A 26159-nucleotide genomic window follows, 5' to 3' on the forward strand; every position below is an offset into this window, starting at 1 on the left:
GTTTGAGCGCCTGGCTGCCGGTGTCTCCGGCAGATGCCAGTCACAGAACGGACGACTGGCGCGGACGATGCTACCCCCAAATGCCATGCATCTGGTGGCGTCTGACGAATTTTAACCTTTCGCTGTCATCGATGACTCTTTCTGCATCAGCAGGGCGTCCGGCGCGCCCTGCCCGATATCTGCGGCACCGTGCCGCCGACGTGCCTCTGGTAGGGCCTGGTGGCATCTCGCATAGTGGTGACGTAGCGCCTGTCAACCACCATCAAAAGAATGCATGATGCCAGTCAATTCAAAGACGCCCGCGACCCGCAAAACGGCCCCCCGAACCCGCACGATGGCCGCTACGGCGGCGGTGAAATCGGGCACAACGGCGACCGCGCCGAAGTCCGGCAGGACGCCAGCGGCGCCCAGAACAACGCCGAAAGCGACGCCGCCGAAGGCCACCGCGCCGAAGGTGACCGCCCCGAAAGCGGGAACGTCGAAACCAGCCATGAAAGTCACGGCGGCGAAGTCCGCCGCGCCGGCTCCGGCTGACGCCGCGAAGCCGGTTGCAGCGCCCGCGACGGCTCCCGTCGCGACGCCCGCTCCGTCCGGCGTGCGCCCCCGCTGTCCGCATCCGGGCGTGCTGCTCGCCGGGAAGATCACCGCGAGCGGTCAGACCGAACAGGTGTTTTCACGCGGCCTCGGCGTCGCGCCGCGACGCGTCCAGTCGATCATTTCGGGCCAGCGGCGGCTGACGGCGGATACGGCACTGCGTCTCGGACGCTATCTGGGCGACGATCCGCTGGCCTGGATGAGCTACCAGGCGGCTTACGAACTCGAACAGATGGAGGCGGAACTCGGCGGCAAGCTCGCGGCAATCAGACCGCTTTCGGCGGCTGACGCGAAAGCGGGTAGCGCGAAGGTGAGCGACGCGAAAACGGCGGAAGCAGCCAGCCGCACGGCGGGAGTCTGACATGGACGCACCGGTCATTGTGGCGACGCGCGTCCCCGAACGCTCGCGGCTGCGCTTCCTGCCTGGGCTGTTCGGCGCGCGCGGGATGATGCGCGGCGAAGCACAGATCTACGCAACGGCCCGCGCGCTTTCGGAGGACTATACCGGCGGATCGTGGACTTTCTGGCGCCTGTCGAACGGCGGCGGCTATCTCGCACCGCAAACCCCGGAGCGCCTGCGGGTCTGCGTCACTGGCAACCAGTTCGACGGCGTTGTCAGCGGGGACGCCTTCGGCATCATCGTCACGCTGTTCGTCCTCAACGCGATCATCTGGCGCATGGCGGACAGCGGGGGCGACCCCGAACCGCTCTCCGGGCTCTATCACGCGCTGCGCAGGTTCGCCTGCGGGCACGCCGAAGCCTCGCTGATCCTGCGCGCCATCGACTGAACCCGGACTGAACCCGGACTGATACCCGACTGACTGCACTACCCCGTTTCACAGGCCCGCCCCGCGCGGGCCAGTTCTTTTGGACTCCAGAGGAACCCTCCGGCCTGGACAGCCCGCCTCCCGCGCGGGCTGTCCTGTGTCCGCCTGCGTGAGCGCGAACGTGAAAACCGGGCAACCTTCGCCGCCCTGGCCTGCCGACCGGGTCGAGCGCTGGCCGCTCGCGCGTGTCCGCCCGTTCGCGCACAATCCGCGCACGCATACCGATGCGCAGGTTGACGAAATCGCCGCAGCAATGCGCGAATGGGGCTGGACAAATCCCCTGCTGGTAGACGAATCGGGCGAACTGATCGCCGGACACGGGCGGCTGCTGGCCGCACAGCGGCTCGGACTGACTGACGCGCCCGTGATGGTCGCGCGCGGCTGGAGCGCCGCGCAGAAACGCGCCTACCGGATTGCGGACAACAAGCTGCCCCTGAATGCCGGATGGGATACGGCGCTGCTCCACGACGCGCTGGCGACGCTGGCCGGTGAAGGTATCGACGTGGCACTGCTCGGCTTTTCGGCGGACGACATGGCGCGCCTGTCCGACGATACCGACCGGCTGCTGCTCGACGCGCAGGCCCAGACCGCGCTCGATGCCGATCCGTTCTCCGGTCCCGTGGTTCACGTCAGGACCGTCGAGGACGCCGCAGGCGTGACCTGGGTGCCGTTCTCCTGCATGGTCGCGCTTACTGACCGTCCGGCGCTGCTCGACGCGATCCGCGCCGCCAAAGCGCGCGGCGCGGCGGACAGCGGCGCGGCACTCGTCATGATCGCCCGCGAATGGAGTCAGCAATGGAACCCGACATGAGCGCACCGGATCGACCCGGCACCCCCGCCGAAGCGTTCGTTTCGTATCGCTGCCAGCACGGACTGCTTGCGCCCTCGCTGGTCGCGTGGAACCGTAGCCTGACCGTCGACGGCCCGGACGACACCCATTTCGGCTATGTCTATCAAGGTCATGCGCGGCTGAGGCATCGGGGCCGCTGCTGGCGGCTGCGCGCAGGCGATTACTTCTGTGCGCCGGGTCCGCTTGAACTGGAGGTCCGGTACGGACGCGGCATCCTCATGAAGCGCGCAGACTGGCGGGGCCTCTTCCTGCTCGGCGGTCCCGTCGAGCATAAGGGACGCCTGCGCTATATCGACCAGTGCAGCGATACGACGCTGATCCAGCCGGTCCGGCGCGGCGATCCATGCGTGAACCTGCTCTACTTTCCGCCGGGCGTCATGCAGACAGCACACACGCATCCGTCCGACCGGCTCGGTCTGGTCCTGTCGGGGTACGGTCACTGCATCGCGCGCAACCATGGCGCAGACGTGACCATCGCCCTGCTGCCGGGGATGATCTTCCGTATCGCGGCGAACGGACGGCATCATTTCGCAACCGGTCCCGATGACGAGCTGCGCGTGCTCGCGTATCACCCCGATTCGGACTGCGGTCCCACCGACGACGACCACGCCATGATTAACCGGACCCTCGTGGACGGCGTACCGGCGCGCGAACTCGCGGCGATCCGCACGCGCGGCGATACGATGCTGGAGCACGGTGCGGGAGCACCCGCATGAACGCCCTCGTCCGTACAACGCGCGACCGGCGTTACGTCGAGGCAGACGTGTACAGCGCCGCGCTGGAGCGCATCCGTTACCTGTACCGCGCCTTCGATCATGTGGTGGTGTCGTTTTCAGGCGGCAAGGATTCGACGGTCGTACTGCATCTCGCGCTCGACGTGGCGCGAGAACTGGACCGCCTGCCGCTCGACGTGCATTTCTACGATGAAGAGTGCATTTCACCGGATACCGAGGCCTATGTCGAACGCGTGCGCGGCCAGCCCGATATCGCGCTGACCTGGTACTGTGTCCCGGTCAAACACCGTAATGCGTGTTCACGCACGCAGCCCTACTGGTTCTGCTGGAATCCCGACGAGCGCGAGAAGTGGGTGCGTCCGATGCCGGAATGCGCCGTCGCGTCGATACCCGGTTTTGCGCACGGTATGTCGATTCCCGACTGTATCCATCTGCCGTTCGCCGCGACCCCGCAGACTGTCGCGATGCTGCGCGGTATCCGCACGCAGGAATCCATGCGGCGGCTGCGCATGACGACGACGAAGCGCATCGACAACTACATTCACCCGTCATCGAACACGCGCAACGTCTGGTTGTGCGATCCGGTCTATGACTGGACTTTTGAGGACGTGTGGGTGGCGCCGTCGCGTTTCGGCTGGGACTACAACGCCACCTATGACCGCTTCGAGGCCATGGGACTGCCCCACCCACAGCAGCGCGTCTGTCCGCCGTTTGGCGAGGAACCGCTCACGCTGCTCCATACGTGGGCGGTCTGCTACCCCGACCTGTGGCACCGGATGACGGCGCGCGTACCGGGCGCGGCGACGGCGGCGCGTTACGCGCTGACCGATCTTTACGGCCACCATCTGAAAGAGCCGCCTGACGGGCAGACGTGGCGCGAATGGACCTGGCGCGTCGTGGACCTGTACCCCGAGCCATGGCGCTCGCGCGTGGCGCTCTCGCTGCGCACGGCGATTGAACTGCACCAGAAGAAAACGCGCCGGCCGATCCCCGAGGAACCAGCGGACCCGATGACGGGCGTGTGCTGGCGCGCACTCGCGCAGATCGCGCTCAAGGGCGACTTCAAGGCGCGCAAGATCGGCGCGCTGGTGACGGCCGCAGGCGTGCAGCAGAAGCGCCTGGGCCTGACGCTCGAACAGCTCATTGCGATGGACCCCGACCATGACGGCACACGCTACTGACGCGATGGATCGTGAAGCAGATGCGGACGTGCGTGCCGCGATGGCCGAAGCGCCGGTCTCGCGCGTGACGTGGATACACCGTGACCGCATCCGGGCGAACGCGTACAACCCCAACCGGGTCGCACCGCCCGAACTCGAACTGCTGATCCTCTCGATTCTCGAAGATGGCTTCACGCAGCCGCTGGTCGTGCTCGATAACGGCGATGGGTCATGGCTGCTCGTGGATGGCTATCACCGCTGGATCGTTTCGGACGATGCGCGGATCGTCGCGCGATACGGCGGTTTCGTGCCCGTCGTGCAGATCGACGCGGACCCGGTGCACAGGATGATGTCCACGATCCGGCACAACCGCGCACGCGGCACGCATGCCGTGCTGCCGATGGCGGATATCGTGCGGACCATGATCGTATCGGGCGTCGCGCTGGACGCCATCGGGCGCGGGCTGGGCATGGAAGGCGAGGAAATCAACCGGCTCGCAGATCGTTCGGGCATGCCGCGCCGGGTGGGCGAGCGCGGCGCGAAAAACACTTTTGGTCATGCATGGGTACCAGAATAAGCATGATCTACTGCAATGGACATTGCAGGTATCGACTGATAAGGTGCTGCGCAAATTCATCCTCCTGGCGCGCACCCCATGCGAAGTCTTGGTCAAATCTGCTGCCTGAATCTCGGATTGCTGTCCTGTCATTACGCGCTAGCCGGCGCGGAAGACCTTCACTGGAAAGACTGGGAATTCGCCATCCCGCAGACGGTACAGGCCGACCAGCCGGTTGGCCCGCTCTCGCACCGGCCGACGTTTCCGTTCTCATTTCCCGGGCACTACGGATACTACTGGATACCGCCATCAATAGACGTTCCGTGTGACGTGTCCCCCTGGTCGCGTAGAGCGTTGACTTTCCCGCTTTCCTGTGACACCTGGGCCAGGCATCAAGAGAAACCCCAATGGGGACTGCGCTGATCCGTTACGAGCCATTCAGCCGGGTCGGATAAATCAGTCTGGTGTGGTGCCATGCTCGACATTTCGTTTAAATCGAATGTCGATGCCATTTCGCGCAACCTGTCTGCGCTCGCCTACCGGCAGTTACCGTATGCCGAATCGCGCACCGTGACGGAACTTGCGAAGCTTGCGGCGAAGGCGGAAAAAACCGCCATTCCCCAGGTCTTTCCGGATGCGACGCCCTTTACGGTCAATTCAGTAGCCGTGCAGCCCGCCCGCAAGGCGTTGCCTGTCGCACGCGTCTATGTGTGCGACGTGGCCGCGCAGTATCTCGCACCCTATGAATACGGCGGCGTGCAGTTTCTCGGCGCGAAGCCCGCCGACCTCGTCCCGGTGAACGTCGCGGCGAACCGGTACGGCAACCTGCCGCGCAACACGATCCGCCAATACCTGAACCGGCCTGACGTGTTTCTCGGCACCGTGAAAACGAAGCACGGCGAACAGTACGGCCTGTGGCAGCGTCCGGCGAAAGTGGTTGAAGTGAAGTGGAGCCGCAGGAACGGCCCGAAGCCGAAGGACCGCGCCATCAACGCATCGGGAAAACTGAAGCTGCTCGTGGCATTTCATACGCCGGTCGAGACAAGAAAGCGGCTTGGATTTGGCGAACGGGCACACACCGTTGCCACCGCGAATTTCGACCGCGTATTCGGCGCGCAACTGGCGAAAGCCATCGCGACAGCGCGCGAGGCGTAATTGATCCACAGCAAACTTGATCAGATCGGGCGGTCACACCGTAACCGAAGCCCGCACGCGGAGAACTTTCTTGTGGTTCTTTACAAATTTCCGGGGGAAAGGCTCTGTTCGATCTATTGTTTTGAAAAACTCCCCGACAGGAACTTAAGCGAGGCTTTCAGGCGTCCTCTTACCCCTACCCGATACTCACAGGCGGTGCATATAGAGCGATCTGAGAGGCCGATTTTTCGTGCACCGATCCTGCTGCACGGAGAAGGGGGTTTTTCAACACAATAGGCCCATTTGGGCCACTCTGTCGGCGTTGGGGCGGTCCGCTTTCCTGCCGACAGAAGACGCTAGCTGCAGGGCAACAGTCGTTACGCTCTTTGCAACGGATTGCATCGGCCTAGCAGCCCGCCGAGCTCGTAATCCATGCTTCGGGCGCGGGTATGCCGCGCTCGCACATAGGCTTGAATGGGTTGCCTTATCGAAATTCAGCTAGCCTAGTTGCCCCTTGTTGGTAAAACTCGGGAAGATTCAAGATGCATCTTCGAATTGATCGAAAGTCTGTCTTGGGAACCAAGTCAGCTATCTCTGGACTGGTCTCTCCTAAGTCAAGCACACCCTGAGGAGCTTTCGCTGTGTTAATTAGATCGACATAACAACCATAGTCGATACCGTAGACTTGGTAGCGTTTTCCCGGTTCGTCCTTAGCCGAAACGCCTTTCCGCAGGACATGTAGCACCCGCTCGTCATACAAGAAGTCGATGAGGCGGTCTCTAGTCCCAGTTTCGAGCAAAAAAGCCTTGGTTTGACGTTCCTTGATTACCTTATCAACGATCCACTGCAAAAGGGAGCGAGCTTGCTCATGGGCGCTAACCGCAGCATCTTTGGATCCTTGGTACCACTGTCTCGCTGCAGTTCGAACGCCGCTTACCGATATCGTATCTTCATCGGCGCGCTGTGCGGCATGCCCCAGGATGTGAATCGCGTCTCTCGGCACGCCTTCGCACGCACGAACTACCTCGTCAAATGCATTGCCCTGCGTGAACCCTTGCGAAATCAATTCGGCTTCGTTTTTCGGGGCGTCGATACCCTCCGCTTCCAATGCCGCCTTCACATGCTTCAGGACGAGCGTTTTATAGAAAGCGACCGCCTTGTCTTCGTCGTTATCGAAGACCATGTAGTCATCGAGGTTGATAGCCGCAGACACGTCCGCACCAAGTTCGAGCCCGATGTTGCCTACCGTCGCTTCCGGGAGAAGCAAACGACTGCGCTGTTCAATTGCTGCGATCTTGACAACCGCGCCTTTCGTGGGCAGCACTGCACGTCTAATCAGGTCAGCGAGATACGGCTGGAGGTCGAGAGGAACTTCGCTCCACTCGTCAATCAGGATCCAGAGACGGCCTTTCGGCAATGCTTCGACAACCCTCCGTAGCGCGTTGCCCACACTCCCGAAATTGACCCTCGGAATCTCTTGCCCCGAAATGGCTTTTTTCGCCGTAACGGTTTCTTTGTTTGAACCGCCCACTTTGGCCTCGCCGGACAGCGAGGACGCAGTAAACCCCATGCTGAAACCGAGTTTCGCTTCAGCACTGCTCGAGTCCTCGGCAGTGGTCGTTGCCTCCACAGTCGTTGTTCCAACTACCTTGACAGTGCTGTGAGCAGCGAAAAGATCGTCAAGAGGTGTGCCTACTGCCCCGAGGTTCACAATCCCGTCATGAGCAATAGCTTGCTCAAACATGCTCTGGTGGATTGCTGCGAGCACGTCTATCAACAAACGAGTCGCCCGTTGGGTCAGGGGAATCGAAGCGTCAGCGTAAATTCCGCCAGCCGATCCCAAATTGCGCATATCCAGTTGGATCGCCATTTCGCCCGCGGCCCTACGTGCCTGCCTGAGGACTGTGAGTAGATGAGTCTTGCCCGTTCCTCGGCGACCGAAGACTACTTGATGGTCGAGCGATGAAAAAGCAGTCAATACCGAGCCAAAGTCGACAAAGGTTTTCTTGAGTACCTCATCGTCTTGCCGTTCGGCGCGCAATGCAATCCGTAGGAACGCCAGATTGGTAGGTTTCATGCTTGTCGTTGCCTCGATCGTTTTAGTGAGTGAAGACGGTTACAGCGCAGGCCGCTCCTCATGTTGGCCCGAATACCGAAGTATAAAGAAAAGCCCCGGCAGTCCCGAGGCTCGCTTCTTGGCACATAGCACCGCGAATGTTGATATTCGGCGAGCCTGACTTCAGCGAGGCGGCGCTTCGACGGCCGCGGCAGTTCTAGCACGCTGACGGCGTCGGCCGGATGGTCGGTGTAAGGCGCAGATGCCGAGCGGGTCGAGCGGCCTAAACGCGCTGGGTTTCCGCCATTTGTTGCTATCGAGTAGACAACGGTTCTTAATCGACTACGGCCTGTCCGTAAGCGGTCTCTCCGGAATTCCGCGAAGAATCCTTCTTGCTGTCTGGACGGATATCGTTGCGCGCACACCGAAGAATACCGGGGAACGTCCACCGGCCCGAGGAGATGGACCGACCGGGGGTGCGGGTCCTTTCCAGCGTCGAAAACCGGAGGCAATTGCGCGAGGCGCGGTTTCGCCCTAGCGCCGGGGTCTGAAAGGTCTTTGCACTTTGCGCTCGGATACCGCATCAGCACGTCGCCATGGCTGACACCATCTCGATCCGCGAATTCGCGCGACGTGAAGGCGTCTCCGACACGCTCGTCCATCAGGCCCTGAAGCAGGGGCGGCTGGTCCGCGCCGCCGATGGCCGCATGGACGCCGCGCGGGTCGGGACAGCGTGGCGCGGCGACGCCACTGCAAAGCCGGGTGCAAAGTCCGGTGCGCCCGATTTGCAGTCCGGCACCGTCCGGGGCGTGGCCTACGGCGAAGCGTTGCGGCTGAAAGAAAACTGGCTCGCCCTGCTGCGCCGCCTCGAATACGAGCACAAGTCGGGTTCGCTGGTCGAGGTCTCCGTCGCGCAGACGGTCGTGTTCGATCTGTGCCGCGAGCAGCGCGACGCGTGGCTCGCCTGGCCGTCGAAGGTCGCGCCGTTTCTCGCCATCGAGTTCGGTATCGCGGACCTCGAACGGCTGACCGCAACGCTCGCCGCGCATGTCCACGATCAGCTTGCCGACCTCGGAGAACCCGAGGCGCACTTCGCAAGCGGCGAAACATGAACTGATCGCGCTAAGCGGGCGCAAGGGCTGGAAGCCCCCTCCGCGCCTGTCGCTGCCTGAGTGGGCGGACGAATTCCGCAAGCTCGCGCGCTCGGCGGGCAACCTGACCGGCAAGTGGCATACCTCGACCGTCGAGATTGCGCGCGGCCCGATGCTCGCCGTGACCGAACCGGGCGTTCACGTCATCACGGCGATGGTGTGCACGCAACTGCTCAAGACGGCATTGCTGGAAAACATTTTCGGGTATCACGCGCATCTCGATCCGTGCCCGATCCTGCTGCTGCAACCGAAGGACGACGCGGCCGAACAGTTCAGCAAGGAACGTCTGACGCCGCTGATCCGCGCCACGCCCGTCCTGCGCGAACTGCTCGGCCCCGCGCGCACGCGCAGCCCGGACGACACGCTGCTCTACAAGGCCTATCCGGGCGGCTTTATCGCGCTCGCGGGCGCGGGTTCGCCGGATAACCTCGCGCGCCGTCCGATCCGCGTCGTACTGTGCGATGAGATTGACAAGTACCCCGTCACGCGCGAGGGCGACCCGATCACACTCGCGGAGGAACGCACCGCGACCTTTGCCGCGTGGATGAGTGTGCGGGCGTGCTCGCCCACCGTCTCGGAGGAAAGCCGCATCGAGGACAGCTACGAGGCCTCGGATCAACGCCGTGCATCGGTTGCGTGTCCGCACTGCGGGCACCGGCTCTTTCCCGATTTCTTCCGGCACGTCGAATGGCGCAAGACGCGCGACGAGGCCGGAACGACGAAGGCGCACGATACGGAAACCGCGCGCGTGTACTGCGAAGCATGCGGGGCGGGCTGGAACGAAGCTGACCGGCTCACGGCGTTGCAGGGCGCCCGCTGGCACCAGACGAAGCCGTTTGAATGCTGTGGCGCGCGGCACGTCCCGCTCGATGACTACGCGAATGCCTGGAGAGAGCACGACGGCGACGAGGCTGTTACGGCGGTATGGGACTGGTGGGCCGATGACGAGCACCAGCGCTATGCGGTCTACCGCGCTAAGTGTCCGGTCTGCGGCACCTGGCGCGTCGACAACGAACATGCCGGATTCCAGGCCTCGAAGCTCTACAGCCCGTGGACACGCGACCGTCCGCCCGCCATTGCCGCCAAGTGGATCGCCGCGCAGGGCAACGAGGAACGTCTGCAGGCCTGGTGGAATACACAGATGGGATTGCCCTACCGTGCCCATACGGGCCGTCGCGTGCAGGCCGAAGTGCTGGCCGCGCGGGGTGAAGTGTGGGCCGCAGCGGTACCCGATGGCGTCGCGGTGGTCACGGTCGGCATCGACGTGCAGGACTACCGCGTTGAATGTGAAACCGTGGGATGGGGGCGCAATGAGGAAAGCTGGTCCGTCAACTATCACGTCATCGATGGCGAATTCTCCGACGCCACAACACAGGCTGAAGTGGACACGTATCTGAGGCAGCTCTGGAAGCGTACGGACGGCAGGCCGTTCGAGGTCATGGCCGCGTGCATTGACTCGGGCGGACACCATACGCAAAGCGTGTACGAATTCTGCAAGGCGCGTATCGGGCGGCGCATCTGGGCGATCAAGGGCGAATCGGCACGCGGCGGCGAACGCAATCCGGTGTGGCCCGCGAAGCGCCCCACGCCGCGCACGAAGAAAACCTACCGACCCGTGCTGCTCGGCGTGAACGCGGCGAAAGACACGATCCGGCAACGCCTGTTACTCGACACACCAGGACCGGGCTACATGCACTTTCCCGCTGACCGGGATATCGGCTATTACGCGCAACTGACGGCGGAACGTCTGGTGGTCAGGGAACAGGGCGGACGGCGCTATCGTATCTGGGAACTGCCACCGGGCCGCGCCAATGAAGCGCTCGACTGTCGCGTCTATGGCTTTGGCGCACTGTGCGGACTGCTGCATTTCGGGCTGCAACTGAACCGGCGCGCGGACGCGGTGGGTGCGCCCGTCACGCCCGCCGTACCCCGTCATGGCCCGGATCAGGCCACGACGACGGTCACGCGTTCTGTCGCGACGAAATCCCTGGTGAGCCGGCTGGCGTAATCATGGCGGTCTGTCGCTGCACGGGCGTTCTTGACGGTGTACCGCTGGCGACGCTGCGTGCGCAGCTCGCGTCGATGCAGGCGGCGTATCTCGCGCTGATGACCGGATCGAAGGCCGAGAGCGCGTCCTATACGCAGGCCGATGGCAGCCGCTCGATCACGTTCACGCGGGCGAACGTGGGCGATCTCGTGCAGGGAATCATCGGCGTCCAGGTGCAGATCGCGAAACTCACCGGCCAGTGCTGCAACCGCCGTCCGCCCGTGGTGCCGTTTTTCTGAGTCGCTGTCCGGGTCATTACCGTGGGCCTGATTGTCGATCCGGCTGGCAGGCCGCTGGAGACGGCCCCCCTGCCCGTGAAGGCGCAGGCCGACGCGATGCCCAACGCGCGCCCCGGCACGCCACTGGGTCTCGCGCCGTACAGCTTCCCCTATGAGGCATCGGCGTGGCTCACGCAGGAGATGGGGAACTGGCTGCCGTGGATACGCAGCCCTGACTCTGAAATCAACCTGTTCCGCGACCGCATGGTCGCGCGCTCGCGGGACCTCTCGCGTAACGATGGCTGGATCGTCGGTGGCGTTAACCGCATTCTGGACAACACCGTCGGGACGAACCTGCGCCTGTCCGCGAATCCCGATTACCGGGCGCTGGCATTCAGGAGCGGGATGACCACCTTTGATGCGGACTGGGCCGACGAATTCCGGCGCACGGTCGAAGCGCTCTGGCGCGGCTACGCCGACCATCCGTGCCACTTCAACGATGTCACCGAGCAGTTGACGCTCGGCCAGCAGTTCCGTCTCGCGATGCGTCACAAGCTCATCGACGGCGAGGGCCTGGGCCTGCTCTACTGGCTGCCCGAGCGCATCGGTGCGGGCGGCGCGGACTACGCGACCGCCCTGCTGCTGGTCGATCCCGACCGGCTCTGCAACCCGTGGCAGATGATCGACACGGCGCACATGCGCGGCGGCGTCGAGATTGATGATAACGGCGTGCCGCTCGCCTACTGGATTCGCAAGGCCGAGCCGAACGACTGGTATCTGGCGATTGACGCGAATACCTGGGAGCGCATCGCACGCAACGACGAGGACGGCTGGCCGCGCGTCATCCACGACTACGACCGCGACCGCGCAGGCCAGCACCGAGGCCTTGGTGTCTTCACGTCGGTGCTTACGCACGCGCGCATGCTCGCGCGCTATTACGGCGTCGAACTGCAGGCGGCGACCGTTGCCGCGATCTTTGGCGCGTTCGTGACGTCGCCCTACGATCCGGCGCTGGTACAGGATGCGCTCGGCGCGGGGGAAGGCGAGGAACTGCCGCTTTACCAGCAGTTGCGCGCGCAGTGGGCGAACGAGCGGCCCGCGTACCTGAACGGCGTGCGGCTCTCGACGCTCGCACCGGGCGAACAGCTCGATACGGTCGCAGCCACGCACCCGCATGGCGACTTCGAGGCGTTCGCGCACGAGATGCAGCGCGTCATCGCGGCGGCACTCGGCCTGTCCGCCGAACAGATTACCCAGGACTGGAGCCACACGAACTACAGCAGCGCGCGGGCGGCACTGCTGGAAGCCTGGAAAACGTTGCAGCGGCGGCGCGACGAATTCTGCCTGAACTTCGCCAGCCCCTTCTATGGTGCATGGTTATGGGAAGTGATGGAGCGCGGCGAGGTGCCGTTACCGGCTGGCGCACCGCCCTATATCGAGGCGCGGGCGGCGTATTCGCGCTGCTCGTGGACCGGTGTGGCGCGCGGCTGGATCGACCCGACGAAGGAACGCGCGGGCGCGGTCATGGGCATGGATGCGGCACTCTCGACGCTCAAGCGCGAATGCGCCGAACAGGGCCTGGACTATGAGGAAGTCCTGCACCAGCGCGCGGCGGAAATTCGCCTGATGGAAGAACTCGGCCTCGACCTGCCGGACTGGGCGGGCGCGGCGGCGGCGGCAACGCTTTCAGCCCCGCCCGAAGCGCCGACGCCGCAGTAAGCCTGCCCACATCACACTGGCGAGACGCTCGGGTGAATCCAGCCGTAGACCGTTCCAGTAGCCAGCAAGCCCCCAATCACCAACAGGGTCGTAGCGAGAAGAACACTTTCACCACCACCGAAGCGCTCCGTTTTAACTGCCAGCCAGATCCAGATGCCGGTTCCTCCTGCCCGCAAATTGGAGAGCGACACGTAATGTACGCACTGGAGCAGAACAATCAGGGAACATGCAGCAATGCAGATAAACGCTGCGCCAATGAGTTCGATCCAGAGAGCGTATCCGCCGCCAATCGCTTTAAAGAACGCGATTGCAGCATTCAGAACATGCGAAAGGCTCATCGGTTCGTTAGCGATCAGGCTTCCCGCATACGCCACAACGTCTGAGCGGATACCCTCGCGAGCCTCAATTGTCAGCCAGAAGCACGCAAGCGAAGCGATTGCGGGAAACACCCCACGCAACCACCATTGCGGCGTATTAAATCGCCCACCAGCGATCATCAACACAACCGTCGCAAGACAGAAAACGGCCGTTGCGACATTGAACATATGTAGCGCATAGGAGACGGCAGGCAGGTACGCTGTCAGGAGAAACAGGCCAATCGCCGCGACAAGAATCAGGATGACAAAAACCACAAAATTATCGTCTCCCGTACCGGAATTTCCATTTCGGTCGTGATAGTGATGAACCTCCTTCTGCCGGATGTACACCTCAATTTCGTGTTTCACATCCTTCGGAGACTCGCCCTTGTCGTTAGCATCGGGCGGCTTTCCCAACCCGAAAAGGATAGCCGCGAAAATCAGCCCCATCAGGGGACTCGCAATCCAGCCTTCAAAATGTGAATTTCCTAAAAAATCCAGCAACTCGTTCAGCATATTTGTTTCCTTCTTTTTATTGGTGAAATGCCAACGGCCACGTTGGGCATTTTCAGTTTATCAGCGTGCGTGCTAGTTCAGCCGTCCTGAGCCGTGAGACCTGACTATCCGCATCTGGCGCAGCGCCTCTTTAACGTGCCCCTTGCCATCACGCCTGACAAGCTCGAAATCGTCATGGCCGCGCTCGCGGAGCGCTTCGGCCTCACGCGCCTGATGCGCACCGATGGCGAACTCATTCTGCTCGATGGTAGCTACGATCCAGGCGAACCGGCGCAGGAACCGCCCTACGAAGTGATTGAGGGCGTCGCGCTCGTTCCGGTCCACGGCACGCTCGTGGCAAAGCTCGGCACGCTGCACCCGTATTCAGGCATGACAGGCTATGACGGCATCCGCGCGAATCTCGCCATGGCGCTCGCCGATGACGCGGTTCGCGCCATCGTGCTCGACGTGGACTCGCCCGGTGGCGAGGTGGCCGGGTGCTTTGATCTGGCCGATGCGATCCACGCCGCACGCGGCACGAAGCCCCTGCACGCGATCCTGACCGAGAACGCCTACAGCGCGGCGTATGCGCTCGCCTCGGCCTGCGATTCGGTCACGGTGCCGCGCACGGGTGGCACAGGCAGCATCGGCGTGATCGTCGCGCACGTCGATTTTTCGAAAGCGCTCACGGCGGCGGGTATCACCGTCACGCTGATTACCTACGGCGCACGCAAGGCTGACGCCAGCGATGTGCAGCCGCTATCGGATGAAGCCCGCGCACGCATCCAGGCCGATGTGGATACAGTGGGCGAACTGTTCGTCGCGACCGTCGCCCGCAATCGCGCTCTCACGCCCGCAAAGGTGCGCGATACCGAAGGACTGACGTATCTGGGCGCGGCAGGCGTGAAGGCAGGACTCGCGGATGCCGTCATGGCTCCCGACGCCGCGTTTCTCGCGCTGCTGGACACCCTTTCACCGTAACTGGAGAACCGCCATGGGACTGACCACCACCATGTCGAAAGCGCTTTCGTTTGCGCATCTGAATCCGCAGGGCAAGGCTACAGCACATACCGCGCGTGCGCAGGACGGCGATGACGACAAGCCTGAGCGCGACCGAGAGGACCAGAACTCGCGCCGCTCTCAGCGTACGCAAGGCGAGGATGACGACCGCAGCGACGAGGACGACGACACGGAGGCACGCGCCCAGGCGCAGGATGATGATGAGGATAGCGACGAAAAGGACAAGCCCGACGACGACAGCGGCAAGAGCAAGCGCAGCCGCCGTGCGCGGGCGCGCGCCCAGGGCGATGATGAGGACGCGAAGGATGGCAACGGCGACGACGATGAGGACGACGACGAATCCGAAATGCGCGGCCCGTCGCCCGCTGCCGCCGCCCGCCGCCGCGAACAGGCACGGTGCGCCGCGATCTTCGCTGCACGCGCCGCCGCGCGCAATCCCGAACTGGCTGCACAGCTCGCGTTCACGACGCGCCTGCCACGTGCCGAAGCCATTGCGCTGCTCAACGCTTCACCCGCTCCGGTGCTGGCTTCGCGCGAGCGCGCCGCGAACAATCCGCGCGTCGGCCCCGGCTCGTCCCCCGAAGCGCACTCGCACCAGGCCATCGCGGCAGGATGGGACCGTGCCTTTGCCCAGGTGACGCCACCGGCCAGCACGCGCCGCAGCCGTTGAACCCTCTTACCGGAGAACGCCATGAATGCCCCGACTGTTCCCCCGCTTTTTGAAATCTGGCACGACGGCGGGTTCCTCGTTTCCGAAGCCAACGGCCACCAGTCCCGCGATGAAATCACGCTCACGGGCGGCGCGAAAGTGCTTGCCGGAACCGTGCTCGGCCAGGTCACGACTAACGGCGTGGGCCTGTCCGTCTCGCTCTCGGAGGGCGCGGCCAACACGGGCAACGGCAGCGTGTCGATCACGAGTGCGCCACAGGCGGACGTCACGCTCCCCGGCGTCTATACGGTCACGTTCACGTCCGCGACGAAATTTACGGTCACGGGTCCGGGTGGACTCTCGCTGACGGGCCAGTCGCCCGGAGCGGAAGTCAGCGCATCGGGCCTCGGGTTCGTGGTCACGGCGGGCGATACCGCCTTCGCGAAGGGTGACAGTTTCGAAATCCTCGTCGGTCCGGCAGGAACACCCGGCGCGTGGTGCGCGTGGGACCCGGCTGCGTCCGATGGCTCGCAGCACGCCGCGGCAATCCTGTTCGGCACACGCGATGCGACGCTCGCGGACTGCGCGGCCGTCGCCATCACGCGCGCAGCTGAAGTCAACGCGACCGAACTGATCTGGCCTCCCGATGCGACGCCCGAACAGATCGCGGGAGCGGGTACGCAACTGCAGTCCGTGGGTATCCTGCTGCGCTAACTGTTCAATCCGCGCCTGTGCCGTTCGGGGGCTGTCCTGTCATGGGGCAGCCCCTTTTTCTTGGTTCATCGACGATTTCCGGGGAAGGCGGCGCGGATCTTCAGGAAGAAGTATTCCTCGTCGCGGTACCCGTAAGCTCGACGCTTGATGACCTTGATGGTGTTGTTGATGCCCTCGACCACACTGGTGTTCAGCGGGTGGCGACAGCGCGCCAGGATGCCGTGCCAGTAGCCCTGCAGCCGCTGGGCGAACAGCTGCAGGGCAGGGATTCCGCTTTGATTTGCCTGCTCGATCCACTGCTCCCAGGCCTTTTGGGCCCAGGCGGGTTTGCGGTAGAACCAGAGTCGTTTCAGTTCGTCGCGCAGCACGTACACGCATAACAACGGCTGATTGGCGGCCAGCAGTTCCTTCAGGTGCACCGACTGCTCAGGTTTCAGGTTATGGCGGTTGCGCGGCAGCAGCCAGCGGCTGGACTTCAGGACCTTGCGGGCGGGCCGGTCGTGGCGAAGCTGGTTGGCCTGATCGACGCGCACCCGATCGATGACCTCGCGCCCGTACTTGGCGACGACGTGAAACAGGTCGTAGACGATCTCGGCCTGCGGGCAATGCGCGTTGATCTCCAGCTCATAGGCTGTCGTCATGTCGATGGCGACCGCCTCAATGCGCCCGGCCACACCCGCTGGAAGCTGTTCGAAGAACGCCCGGGCTGTTTTGCGCGAGCGCCCCGGCCCGATCCAGAGCACCTGCCGGCCGATCGGATCGACCACCACTGTGGCGTAGCGATGGCCTTTGTGGAGCGCGAACTCGTCCATCGCCAGATAGCGGATCGTCGACCAGTCTGGTTCGGCCACGCGTGCGCGCAGGCGCATCTTGTCGATCGATTTGACCGTATGCCAACCCAGATCGTAGAAGGCGGCCACCGCCTGCACGCTGGCCGCCTGCAGCAGCTTCTCGCAGGCCTTGGCAAATCGCTCGGTCACCCGCTGGTAACGGCCCAGCCAGTCCAGCTTCTCCAGTCGCGGACCACCGCACTGTTCGCACCAGACCCGCCGGCGCGGCACGTGCAGCACGACCCGGTACTCGAACAACGGCAGATCACGTACGCGTCGAACCGACGTCTCATGAATCTGCGTGCAACGCGCCCCGCACTGCTCGCAGTACATGACCTTGCTCGCCGGCTTCAGATACAGCGAGAGCGTATGGCTGTCGCCTTGCGGCCATTCCACACGTTCGAGCCGATAACCCGTCCAGCAACCCAGCGCCTGAAGTGCCTTGCGATCGAGCAACTCCACCTCCTGACCTCCATAAAGTCAGGTCAGGGTACGCAATCGCTCCCTAAAGCTCCACGGTTTTCCTCGATGAACCTTTTTCTTTTCGGGGGAAACCGATCATGGCTGGCGAAATTCTCGACCTCTTCCACCAGGACCCGTTCACGGCGATTTCGCTCTCCGATGCGGTACAGCGCAATCCATACCAGCCGCAGGGCCTGGGCGCGCTCAACATCTTCGAGCCGAACCCGATCCGTACCAAGGCACTCGCCATCGAGGAACGCACCGGCAGGCTGATCCTGATTCCGTTCAGCCAGCGCGGCGCCGAAGGCACGCAACGCACCACCGAAAGGCGCGACATGCGCTATTTCAACGTACCGCGCCTCATGCACGACGATACGGTCTATGCCGAAGAACTGCAGGGCATCCGCGAATTCGGCACGGAATCCGTACTGATGCAGATCGAAACCGAGGTCGCGCGGCGTCTCGCGGGTCCAACCGGCCTGCTCGCGTCGGTCGAGTACACGAAGGAATATCTGCGCCTGGCAGCGCTCCAGGGTCTCGTGCTCGATCCGAAAGACGGCTCTGTCATGTACAACTGGTTCGATGAGTTCGGCATTGCGCAGGCACCCGAAACGCCGTTCGACCTCGTGACCGAAGCACCGAACACGATCCGTCCGCTCTGCAATGCCCTTCGCCGCACGATGGCGCGCAAGTCACAGGGCGCATTCACCGCGACCACGCGCGTATTCGGTATCTGCGGCGATGCGTTCTATGACGCATTCGTCAACCACCCCGACGTGATCCGCGTGTTCCTGAACTGGTCCGATGCGCGGGCGCTGCGCGACGACTCGCAGGGCGCGGCGTTCGACTCGTTCCAGTTCGCCGGGATTACGTGGTTCAACTATCGCGGCAGCGACGACAACGCCACCATCAAGATTCCCGACGACAAGGTGAAGTTCTTTCCGGTCGGTGCGCCGGGGATTTTCCGCGAAGCGATGGCGCCCGGTGAAACGGTGGACTGGGTCAATACGCCGGGACGTCCCGTGTACGTGCTGCCCGTGTTCGACATCATGCGGCGCATGTGGTGGAAGATGGAAACCTACGCCTATCCGCTCTTTGTCTGCACGCGGCCTGAAGTGCTGCTCTCCGGGCGCATGGATTCCTGAACGGATGAGCCGTGATTGCGTGGGATACGCTGCTGCTCGCGCCCGTCGAGGGCATCTTCGGGCAGCCTGCCACCTACCGCGCGCGTGACGGCACGCAATTTCCGCTCAACGGTGTGTTCGATGAAGCGGTCACCGACGTGGACGTGTCCGCATCGCCGCCCGTGACGACCGTGCGCCCCGTCTATGGCTACCGCGTCGCGGCGCTTCCCGTCAAGGCTCACCAGGGCGACACCCTGTTCATTCGTTCCGCGCCTGGCGCGCCCGCAGTCGATACGCGCTACGTCGTGCGCGAGGTCCGCGTCGACGGTCACGGCTGGGGCCTGCTGCTGCTCAACATTGCCCCGCAGGACTAGCGCCCATGCGCCCGAGGCCACCCCGCCCTGTCGCCACGATGACAGGGCGACGCCAGGTGCGTCTTGCCGCCGTCGATGCGCTCGCGCGTGCGTCGCTGGCCGTGCGCGGCGAACCGGTCACGCTCCACTCGCCCGGTGACTGGAATCCGCCCGCCGACCGGCTGCCTGCCGTGTTCGTGCGTACCGGGCGCGAAACCAAGACCTCATTCAACCGCGGCCTGCCGGAATTCACCACCGAATGCGCGCTCGAGGTCAAGGCCATCGTTAAAGCCCCCACCGCCGCGCAGGCCCAGGACGATATTGAAGCGCTCTGGTTCGCCATCGAGAATGCGCTGCTGCTCGACCCGGCGCTGATCGCCATCACGCAGCAGTTCGCGAGCGTCGAAACCGCGCTCGACATCCGCGCCGAGGGCGCGCGGCACCTGGCCGGTATCGCCGCGTCGTTTGCCGCCGAGTTTCCCGAAATGTTCGATCCCGCCGCGCGCTTTCCCGCGCTGGCGGGCGTCGGCCTGCACGCCGACACGATCCGGCCCGCCGATCCTTCAGGGACCTATGTGAACCCGCCGTTCCCGGCGTCCGTGACACCCGCACCGCGCACCCACGGCCCGGACGGACGCGACGAGGCCACGCTCGTCGTCCTCCCGCCCCGACACGACGGCCAGCCCTAACCCCACCGTCAAGGACTCCCGATGAAAACGCTACGCATCCGCCCGGCTGCGGGCCGCGTCGTGCGCGATCCCGACCTGCACGACCTCATCAGCGCGCCGCGCGTCGTCCCCGATACGCCCTTCTGGCGGCGTCGGCTGCGCGACGGCGACGTCAGCCCCGACCCGGACCCGGCATCGGCGCCTGAGCGCGCTACGCCCGCCGCAGGGGTATCCGCGACGGCAGCCAAAAGCGTCACGCGACGGACCACCGGCACCCCTGACGGAGGCACGTCATGATCCCGTTCCGGCAGATTCCGCAGAACCTCCGCGTGCCGCTCTTTTACGCGGAGGTCGACAACAGCCAGGCCAACACCGGGCAGACGACGCAGCGCGCGCTGATTCTCGCGCAGATCACGGCGGCAGGCACGGCAACGCCCAACGTTCCCGTCATCAGCCAGGGCAGCGGCGACGCGATTCCCGCTGGCGGCGACGGCTCCATGCTCGCGCTGATGCTCGCGGCCTACCGCGGCAGTGATGCCTTTGGCGAGGTCTGGTACCTGCCGCTCGCGGACGATCCCGAAGCGACGGTTGCCATCGGCAGCGTCGCGATTTCCGCGCCGCCCACGGCTGCCGGTACGCTCTCGCTCTACATCGCCGGTACCCGCATCGCGCAGACCGTACAGCCGACCCAGTCCGCAGGCGATATCGCCCGCGCGCTCGCGGCGACCATCCAGGCCACGCCCGGTATGCCGGTAACGGTCGCCGCCACCGTTACAGCCACCAGCGGCACGGTGACGGTCACCGCGCGCAACGCGGGACCGTGCGGCAACGAGATCGACCTGCGCCTGAACTATCTCGGCACGCCGGGCGGCGAAGCGCTACCGGCTGGCATGGCCGTGACTCTCACGCCGATGGCGGGCGGCGCGGTGGCACCCGATATCACGGCGGGGCTCGATGCGCTTGGCGACAAGCCCTTCGATATCGTGGTCTGTCCGTACACCGATACCGCGTCACTCGATGCACTCAGGACGTTTCTCGATGACGTGAACGGGCGCTGGTCCTGGCAGCAGCAGCTTTACGGCCATGCGTTCACGGCGGCGCGCGGCGCGTTCGGCGCGCTCGTTGCGACCGGTACCGCGCGCAATGACCAGCACGCCTCGATCATGGGCTTTTACGACAGCCCCACGCCCGCCTGGCTGTGGGCCGCGTCGCTTGCGGGCGCGTGCGCAGTCAGCCTGCGCGCCGATCCGGCCACACCGCTCCAGACCCTGCCGCTGGCGGGCGTGCTGCCCCCGCCCGTGCAGTCGCGCTTTGCCCTCTCCGACCGTAACGCGTTGCTCTATGACGGCATTTCGACGTTCACGGTTGCCGACGACGGGACCGTGGCGATTGAAAACCTCGTCACAACCTACCAGCAGAACGCTTACGGCCAGCCCGACGACAGCTATCTCGAGGTGGAAACGATGTTCACGCTCGCGACCGTCCTGCGGCACCTGAAATCGGTGGTGACCAGCAAGTACGCGCGCATGAAGCTCGCTGACAACGGGACAACCTTTGGACCCGGCGCGAACGTGGTGACGCCCAACCTCATCCGGGCGGACCTGATTGCAGCGTACCAGCAGGACGAATCAAACGGACTCGTGCAGGACAGCCAGGTTTTTGCGGACGCGCTGGTGGTCAAACGCAACACAGCGAACCCGAACCGCGTCGATGTGCTCTGGCCCGGTGTGCTGATCGACCAGTTGCGCATCTTTGCGCTGCTGGCCCAGTTCAGGCTCACGGCCTGATGGGAGTGTGACATGGCCAACGACACCAACCGGCTTGCGGGCATCGCCTATATCAGCGTGGACGGACAGAGCTACATGCTGGCGGGCGAACTCTCGTATTCACCCGGCACGGTCGAGCGCGAATCGCTGATCGGGCAGGACCGCGTGCATGGCTATTCCGAGAAGCCCCGCGCGCCATTTATTTCCGGTTCGTTCCGCGACGCGGGCACGCTCACCGTCGCGGATTTCAACGCCATGACCAATAACACGGTGACGTGTGAACTCGCGAACGGCAAGACGGTGGTGGGCCGCAACATGTGGACCGTCCAGGCGCAGGAGGTCAAGACGCCGGACGCCACATTTGAGGTCAAGTGGGAAGGATTCAGCGGCTCGGTCACTGAGCAATAAGCGAGCAATGACGGAGAGCCCATCATGGAAGAAACCATCAAGCTGCTTGCACCGGTTGACGGCATCAGCGAAATCACCCTGCGCGAGCCGACTGTCGATGAAATCGCCAGAGTCGCGGAAGAAGCCCAGAAGTTCGGCGCGGTGCGTGCCACGAAAAACCTGATTGCCACCATGGCGCATATCGAAGTCGCGACCGTAGGGAAAATGGGCGCGCGGGATTTCAACGCGTGCAATAAATACCTGTCCGCTTTTTTCGAGTAGTCCCGCCGAATCTGCCCGATGTCATTGCGGACGTGACCTGGTTTTACCATTGGGGACCGCGCGACGCGGGCGCGCTGACCTGGACAGAACTGGCCGCGTGGCACGCCCAGGCGCAGCGGATCGCACGCAACCTGCACAACGGGTAAGGCATGGCCGCCCAAGCCATCAGCTTCACGATATCGGCGGTAGACCGGGCCACCGCCACCATCGAGCGCGTGAACCGCAACATGGGGAAGATGACGCGGCCCTATGCGAATCTCGCGAAGAGCGCGAAGCGGTTTTCCGAAGCGTCAGGTTTTGCAGCAGTCGGCCGGAATCTGGGCAACGTCGCGAAGGAGGCCGACAAGGTCCTGCGCAGCGTGACGAAGATCGGTGCGCCGCTGCTGGCCATCGTCGGCGGTGGCACGATTGCCGGTCTCTCGGAGATGGTCACGCAGTGGGAGCGTATCGGCGCGCAGACCGAACGCACCTCACGCATGCTCGGCATCACGGCGAACCAGCTCACGCAGATGCGCGGCGCGGCAACGCTCATGGGTGTCTCGTCGGACTCAATGACGGCGGGTTTCCAGTCGTTGCAGGACACGTTACAGAATGCCCGCTGGGGCCGCGACCAGGGCGCCTTTGCCGCCCTGCAGGCGCTCGGCATCCGGCTCAGGACGACACGCAGCGGCGCGATTGATACGCAGGCCGCGATGGGCGACCTCGCGGACGTGTTCCAGCGCATCCAGACACGCGATCCGGCTGCCGCGCGCAATCTCGCCCGGTCGCTCGGCGTCGAACAGTTATTGCCGGTGCTCGTGCAGGGACGCGCAGCGTTACAGAAGTACGAAGTGGAGGCGCGACGCCTGCGTGGCGACTTCACGCCCGACATGGCCCGACACGCGCTCGATTTCACGCACGCGCTCAGCAGCATGGGACTGTCGCTCGAAGGACTCAGGGCGTCGATTGCCGACCGGCTCGCGCCCGTGCTCGGTCCCATGATTGAGCATTTCGCGAACTGGATTGCAACGAACCGCGAACTCATTTCACAGCGGATTGCCGCGCTGGTCGAGCGGATCGCCCGTGCATTCGAACGGCTTTTCGAAGGGGTGGACTGGGATGCGTTTCTCTCCGACATCGGCGACGCCGCCGAAGCGATTTCAAACCTGATCGTGTGGCTGCTTAAGGTCATCCACCACCTGGGCGGCTTCAAGACCGTCGCAACCGTAGTTGCGCTCTACATGGCAGGCGGCTTCGTCTCTTCCCTGGCGTCGGCCGTCCTCAGTATCGCGGGTCTCGTCACGCGCCTGGGTGGGCTGATGACGACACTGGGCAGCGCGGGCACGGCAGCCACCACCGCAGCCGAAGCCGTCGCAGGGGCGCGAGCGACCGCAGCGGGTGCAGGCGCGGCGGGCGCAGGCACCGCCGCAGCCGGGGCCGCAGGCGCGGCGGAGACAGTCGCCGGGGGCGGTCTGCTCGCGGGGGCGCTCGGCACGGTGGCGCGCTTTGTAAACCCGTGGACAGTGGGCGCCTACCTGGGTTTTCACAGCGAGGAACTCGGCGGCAAGAGTGAGGAAGAGCAGTTAGCGCGCATCCGTGCAGCCGAAGCAGCGGCGGCAGCGGCAGGTCAAGGGCACGGCGCAGGCCTTCAGCCAGCGGACGCGGCAGGCACCGCACCGTACGCAGCCGCGCCCGGTTCGTCCGCAGGTGGTGCGCAGCGGGTTTCGCGCGGCATCCGCAACAACAACCCCGGCAACATCGAATACGGCGCATTCGCACGACGCATGGGCGCGACGGGTTCGGACGGCCGGTTTGCCATCTTTGCGTCCATGCAGCAGGGCACCGCTGCCATGATGGCGCTGATAAAGGGCTACCGGAGCCGCGGCATCAACACGATTGCTGGTATCGTTTCGCGCTACGCTCCCGCCACCGAAAACAGGACGGCAGCCTACGTTGCGTCCATCGCGAAGCGTACCGGTATCAACCCGAACGCGCCTCTTCCGGAAAGTCAGTATGCAAGCGTGCAGGCCGCCATGGCGATTCAGGAATCCGGCTATCGTGGCACGCCGCTGCCGCCGCTGAATGTGCCGCCTGCGCAGGCCGTCACAGTGCCCGCGCCCGTGGTCAACGTCAGTAACCAGGTCAACGTGGCACGCGACGGGCGCACGAGCATCCGCACGCAGACGCCCACGGGCCTGAAAATCTCGACACCGTTGCAGCCCGAATGGGCATAGGCAATGAGTACGCTCCCCGCCGCGTATTTCAGCGCACTCCAAGGCGCGTCATGGCGCGGCGTGCCGTTCGCGACACGGGGCGGCACAACAAAGGTGGGCCGCCGCGTCGCGGTTCACGAATACCCGTTCCGCGATGATGTGTGGGTGGAGGACCTGGGCCGTGCGGGACGGCGTATCTCGCTGACCGGCTTTCTGGTGCAGGATGCTGCGTATCTTGGCAGCAGTGGCGGCGGCGATGTCATCGCGCAGCGCGCGGCCATGATCGCCGCGTGCGAGACACCGGATACGGGCGACGGCGAACTCGTGCATCCGTCGCTCGGGCGGCTCACGGTCTCGCTGCTCGATTTCGAATGTGAGGAGAGCACCGAACACGGGCGCGCGTTCGAACTGCGCTTTACGTTCATCGCGGCGGGCCAGCAGCAGTTCCCTTCGCTTTCGGTTGCCACGCTGGCACAGACCGGGCTATCCGCCGTGGCCGCGTTCGCCGCCGCTGCGCAGGACTTCGCCAGCCAGCTATCCGCCCTGCTGACGACACCGCCGCTAGTCGGCGAACTGGAGCGCACCGCGCAGGCATTCGCCGACGACGCGCAGGCCATCACACAGCGCGCAACGAACCTCGTGTCGATGGTCGCAACGCTCTCGGGCAACTACGGGCGCTATGTGGGCCAGTACACCGCGAGCGTGAGGAACCCTTCAACCACGCTCGCGCAGCTTTCGGGGCAGGCCGCGCAGGCGCGTGAGTCCGCGCAGCAGGACGGCGCGGCGCTTGTCGCTGCGGCCAGTGTTGCCGATCCGGCCGGCATGAGCGTTGCCGCGCGGACGCTCGTTGCAGCGGTGCAGGGTGCGAATCCGGACCCGCATCAGGCCGTGCAGTCGCTGCTCGGACTGCAGCAGGATACCGTGGCGCGGACGCGCGCCAATGCGGCGCTCACCGCCGCGAACACGGTCAGCGTCGCGCTTTACCGGCGTAGCGCGGTGATTGCACTCGCCAGCAGTACGGCCAGTTATGCGCTCGCCTCGTATGACGACGCCCAGACGCTGCGCTCGACCGTGTGCGACGCGCTGGATACCGAAATCGTGTCGGCAGCGGATGCGTGCGACGACGCGACGTTCCGCGCGCTGGTGGCGCTCGAAACCGCCGTCATTCAGGATCTGACCACGCGCGGCGCGACGCTCGCGACGATGCTGGGCATCACGAACGCGCAGTCGATGCCGCTGCTCGTGCTCGCGTACCGGCTCTATCAGGACGTGTCGCGTTATGGTGGGCTGCTTGAACAGATCGACCCGATCAATCCGTGTTTCGCGCCAGCGTCGTTCAGTGTGCCCGTGGCATAGCCACAAAAAAAATGCGCGGCCCTTCCAGACGCCGCGCACTGTTTGCATCACACGATGCGCCTAGCGCCGCGAGGGAATCCCGGTGCCGAAATCGCCAGTCTGCCCACCCTGTAACTGGCCGGATACCGCGCCTGCGCGTTCCCGTGCCGCGTTGCCGCGTTGAATATCTCCCTCGGTGTGAGAACGCATTTCCGCACCGCGTTCGCGGATGGCTTCCGATTTACGTATTCCCGCCTCGCGCCCGCGCACGGCATCCGAATTACGCATTTCCGTCTCGCGCCCGCGCACGGCTTCCGAATTACGCATTTCCGCCCCGCGTCCACGCACGGCATCCGCGCCACGCTGCATTTCAGCCTGGTTTGCCTGATTGACACCAAACTCGGCTGCATGCACGGGAATAGATGTGATCGCACCTAACCCGGCGAAAAGGAAAGCGACTGTCAGACGTTGCATATTTTC

At 64.3% G+C, this 26159-nt stretch carries 29 protein-coding genes; 24 read left to right on the forward strand and 5 right to left on the reverse strand.

Features of this window, described 5'->3' with window-relative positions; translation table 11 throughout:
- Positions 1-252: 252 nt before the first annotated feature.
- A complete protein-coding gene (locus L0U80_RS21290) occupies positions 253-492 on the reverse strand; it encodes a hypothetical protein (RefSeq protein WP_233869625.1) in 240 nt (79 codons plus the stop codon).
- Here L0U80_RS21290 and L0U80_RS21295 point away from each other — a divergent pair.
- The 7 genes from L0U80_RS21295 (at position 491) to L0U80_RS21325 (ending at position 5876) form a co-directional block, all read left to right on the forward strand.
- Entirely contained in the window at positions 491-955 is a 465-nt protein-coding gene (locus L0U80_RS21295; RefSeq protein WP_233869628.1) for a HigA family addiction module antitoxin, read from the forward strand. The two genes, L0U80_RS21290 and L0U80_RS21295, sit on opposite strands and share 2 nt — an antisense overlap.
- A 1-nt stretch (position 956) precedes the next feature.
- Complete coding sequence (locus L0U80_RS21300; protein ID WP_233869632.1) at positions 957-1382, forward strand: antirestriction protein; 426 nt, start codon at positions 957-959, stop codon at positions 1380-1382.
- A 160-nt stretch (positions 1383-1542) separates the two neighbouring features.
- The gene (locus L0U80_RS21305; protein WP_233869635.1) at positions 1543-2232 is read left to right on the forward strand and encodes a ParB/Srx family N-terminal domain-containing protein; all 690 of its coding nucleotides are present in this window, start codon (positions 1543-1545) and stop codon (positions 2230-2232) included.
- Positions 2217-2987, forward strand: a complete 771-nt coding sequence (locus L0U80_RS21310; RefSeq protein ID WP_233869638.1) for a cupin domain-containing protein — start codon at positions 2217-2219, stop codon at positions 2985-2987. The genes L0U80_RS21305 and L0U80_RS21310 overlap by 16 nt, the downstream gene beginning before the upstream one ends.
- Positions 2984-4186: a phosphoadenosine phosphosulfate reductase domain-containing protein gene (locus L0U80_RS21315; RefSeq protein WP_233869642.1), complete on the forward strand. Its 1203-nt coding sequence runs from the start codon at positions 2984-2986 to the stop codon at positions 4184-4186. Before L0U80_RS21310 ends, L0U80_RS21315 begins: the two co-directional genes overlap by 4 nt.
- Positions 4167-4742 carry a ParB N-terminal domain-containing protein gene (locus L0U80_RS21320; protein WP_233869645.1) on the forward strand — a complete coding sequence of 192 codons (576 nt, stop codon included), beginning with the start codon at positions 4167-4169 and terminating at the stop codon, positions 4740-4742. Before L0U80_RS21315 ends, L0U80_RS21320 begins: the two co-directional genes overlap by 20 nt.
- Before the next feature lie 453 nt (positions 4743-5195).
- Positions 5196-5876 carry a hypothetical protein gene (locus L0U80_RS21325; RefSeq protein WP_233869647.1) on the forward strand — a complete coding sequence of 227 codons (681 nt, stop codon included), beginning with the start codon at positions 5196-5198 and terminating at the stop codon, positions 5874-5876.
- 463 nt (positions 5877-6339) lie between these two features.
- Here the strand turns inward: L0U80_RS21325 and L0U80_RS21330 are convergent, their stop codons facing one another.
- Positions 6340-7932, reverse strand: a complete 1593-nt coding sequence (locus tag L0U80_RS21330; protein WP_233869650.1) for a hypothetical protein — start codon at positions 7930-7932, stop codon at positions 6340-6342.
- A gap of 575 nt (positions 7933-8507) precedes the next feature.
- On the opposite strand from L0U80_RS21330, the gene L0U80_RS21335 reads away from it, so the two are divergent.
- Genes L0U80_RS21335 through L0U80_RS21350 form a run of 4 tightly spaced genes read left to right on the forward strand, consistent with a single transcriptional unit; the run spans position 8508 to position 13046 of the window.
- A complete protein-coding gene (locus tag L0U80_RS21335; RefSeq protein WP_233869653.1) occupies positions 8508-9023 on the forward strand; it encodes a hypothetical protein in 516 nt (171 codons plus the stop codon).
- Positions 8959-11070, forward strand: coding sequence for a phage terminase large subunit family protein (locus tag L0U80_RS21340; protein WP_233869657.1), 2112 nt, complete (start codon positions 8959-8961; stop codon positions 11068-11070). The genes L0U80_RS21335 and L0U80_RS21340 overlap by 65 nt, the downstream gene beginning before the upstream one ends.
- 2 nt (positions 11071-11072) lie before the next feature.
- Positions 11073-11348 (forward strand): gpW family head-tail joining protein, encoded by a 276-nt coding sequence (gene gpW, locus L0U80_RS21345; RefSeq protein WP_233869660.1) that lies wholly within the window; start codon positions 11073-11075, stop codon positions 11346-11348.
- A 21-nt stretch (positions 11349-11369) separates the two neighbouring features.
- Positions 11370-13046: a phage portal protein gene (locus L0U80_RS21350; protein WP_233869663.1), complete on the forward strand. Its 1677-nt coding sequence runs from the start codon at positions 11370-11372 to the stop codon at positions 13044-13046.
- 11 nt (positions 13047-13057) lie between these two features.
- Here L0U80_RS21350 and L0U80_RS21355 read toward each other — a convergent pair whose 3' ends face one another.
- The gene (locus L0U80_RS21355; protein WP_233869666.1) at positions 13058-13918 is read right to left on the reverse strand and encodes a hypothetical protein; all 861 of its coding nucleotides are present in this window, start codon (positions 13916-13918) and stop codon (positions 13058-13060) included.
- Positions 13919-14011: 93 nt separating this feature from the next.
- Here L0U80_RS21355 and L0U80_RS21360 point away from each other — a divergent pair, with 93 nt between their 5' ends.
- The 3 genes from L0U80_RS21360 to L0U80_RS21370 are packed head-to-tail and all read left to right on the forward strand — an operon-like array spanning position 14012 to position 16280.
- On the forward strand, positions 14012-14878 hold the full coding sequence (locus tag L0U80_RS21360) for a S49 family peptidase (protein WP_233869669.1): 867 nt from the start codon (positions 14012-14014) through the stop codon (positions 14876-14878).
- A gap of 13 nt (positions 14879-14891) precedes the next feature.
- Positions 14892-15587: a hypothetical protein gene (locus L0U80_RS21365; protein ID WP_233869672.1), complete on the forward strand. Its 696-nt coding sequence runs from the start codon at positions 14892-14894 to the stop codon at positions 15585-15587.
- A 21-nt stretch (positions 15588-15608) separates the two neighbouring features.
- The gene (locus tag L0U80_RS21370) at positions 15609-16280 is read left to right on the forward strand and encodes a head decoration protein (protein WP_233869675.1); all 672 of its coding nucleotides are present in this window, start codon (positions 15609-15611) and stop codon (positions 16278-16280) included.
- A 65-nt stretch (positions 16281-16345) separates the two neighbouring features.
- On the opposite strand, the gene L0U80_RS21375 is transcribed toward L0U80_RS21370, so the two are convergent.
- The gene (locus L0U80_RS21375) at positions 16346-17566 is read right to left on the reverse strand and encodes an ISL3 family transposase (RefSeq protein WP_233865920.1); all 1221 of its coding nucleotides are present in this window, start codon (positions 17564-17566) and stop codon (positions 16346-16348) included.
- Positions 17567-17670: 104 nt separating this feature from the next.
- On the opposite strand from L0U80_RS21375, the gene L0U80_RS21380 reads away from it, so the two are divergent.
- From L0U80_RS21380 to L0U80_RS21420, 10 genes are read left to right on the forward strand one after another with little or no spacing between them, the layout of a single operon-like run.
- Positions 17671-18717: a major capsid protein gene (locus tag L0U80_RS21380; protein WP_233869678.1), complete on the forward strand. Its 1047-nt coding sequence runs from the start codon at positions 17671-17673 to the stop codon at positions 18715-18717.
- An 11-nt stretch (positions 18718-18728) separates the two neighbouring features.
- Entirely contained in the window at positions 18729-19070 is a 342-nt protein-coding gene (locus L0U80_RS21385; RefSeq protein ID WP_233869681.1) for a head-tail joining protein, read from the forward strand.
- Between the two features lie 56 nt (positions 19071-19126).
- Positions 19127-19738: a hypothetical protein gene (locus L0U80_RS21390; protein ID WP_233869684.1), complete on the forward strand. Its 612-nt coding sequence runs from the start codon at positions 19127-19129 to the stop codon at positions 19736-19738.
- A gap of 21 nt (positions 19739-19759) precedes the next feature.
- On the forward strand, positions 19760-20014 hold the full coding sequence (locus L0U80_RS21395) for a DUF2635 domain-containing protein (RefSeq protein ID WP_233869687.1): 255 nt from the start codon (positions 19760-19762) through the stop codon (positions 20012-20014).
- Positions 20011-21504: a phage tail sheath subtilisin-like domain-containing protein gene (locus tag L0U80_RS21400; protein WP_233869690.1), complete on the forward strand. Its 1494-nt coding sequence runs from the start codon at positions 20011-20013 to the stop codon at positions 21502-21504. Before L0U80_RS21395 ends, L0U80_RS21400 begins: the two co-directional genes overlap by 4 nt.
- 12 nt (positions 21505-21516) lie before the next feature.
- Complete coding sequence (locus L0U80_RS21405) at positions 21517-21891, forward strand: phage tail tube protein (protein WP_233869693.1); 375 nt, start codon at positions 21517-21519, stop codon at positions 21889-21891.
- A gap of 24 nt (positions 21892-21915) precedes the next feature.
- Positions 21916-22152, forward strand: a complete 237-nt coding sequence (locus tag L0U80_RS21410) for a phage tail assembly protein (protein WP_233869696.1) — start codon at positions 21916-21918, stop codon at positions 22150-22152.
- Between the two features lie 32 nt (positions 22153-22184).
- A complete protein-coding gene (locus L0U80_RS31835) occupies positions 22185-22298 on the forward strand; it encodes a hypothetical protein (protein ID WP_373322243.1) in 114 nt (37 codons plus the stop codon).
- Positions 22299-22301: 3 nt separating this feature from the next.
- The gene (locus tag L0U80_RS21415; RefSeq protein ID WP_233869699.1) at positions 22302-24365 is read left to right on the forward strand and encodes a hypothetical protein; all 2064 of its coding nucleotides are present in this window, start codon (positions 22302-22304) and stop codon (positions 24363-24365) included.
- 3 nt (positions 24366-24368) lie between these two features.
- Complete coding sequence (locus L0U80_RS21420) at positions 24369-25700, forward strand: DNA circularization protein (RefSeq protein WP_233869702.1); 1332 nt, start codon at positions 24369-24371, stop codon at positions 25698-25700.
- 60 nt (positions 25701-25760) lie between these two features.
- Here the strand turns inward: L0U80_RS21420 and L0U80_RS21425 are convergent, their stop codons facing one another.
- Complete coding sequence (locus L0U80_RS21425) at positions 25761-26093, reverse strand: hypothetical protein (RefSeq protein ID WP_233869705.1); 333 nt, start codon at positions 26091-26093, stop codon at positions 25761-25763.
- Between the last annotated feature and the right edge of the window lie 66 nt (positions 26094-26159).

The organism is Paraburkholderia adhaesiva, assembly GCF_021390575.1.
Lineage (GTDB): Bacteria > Pseudomonadota > Gammaproteobacteria > Burkholderiales > Burkholderiaceae > Paraburkholderia > Paraburkholderia adhaesiva.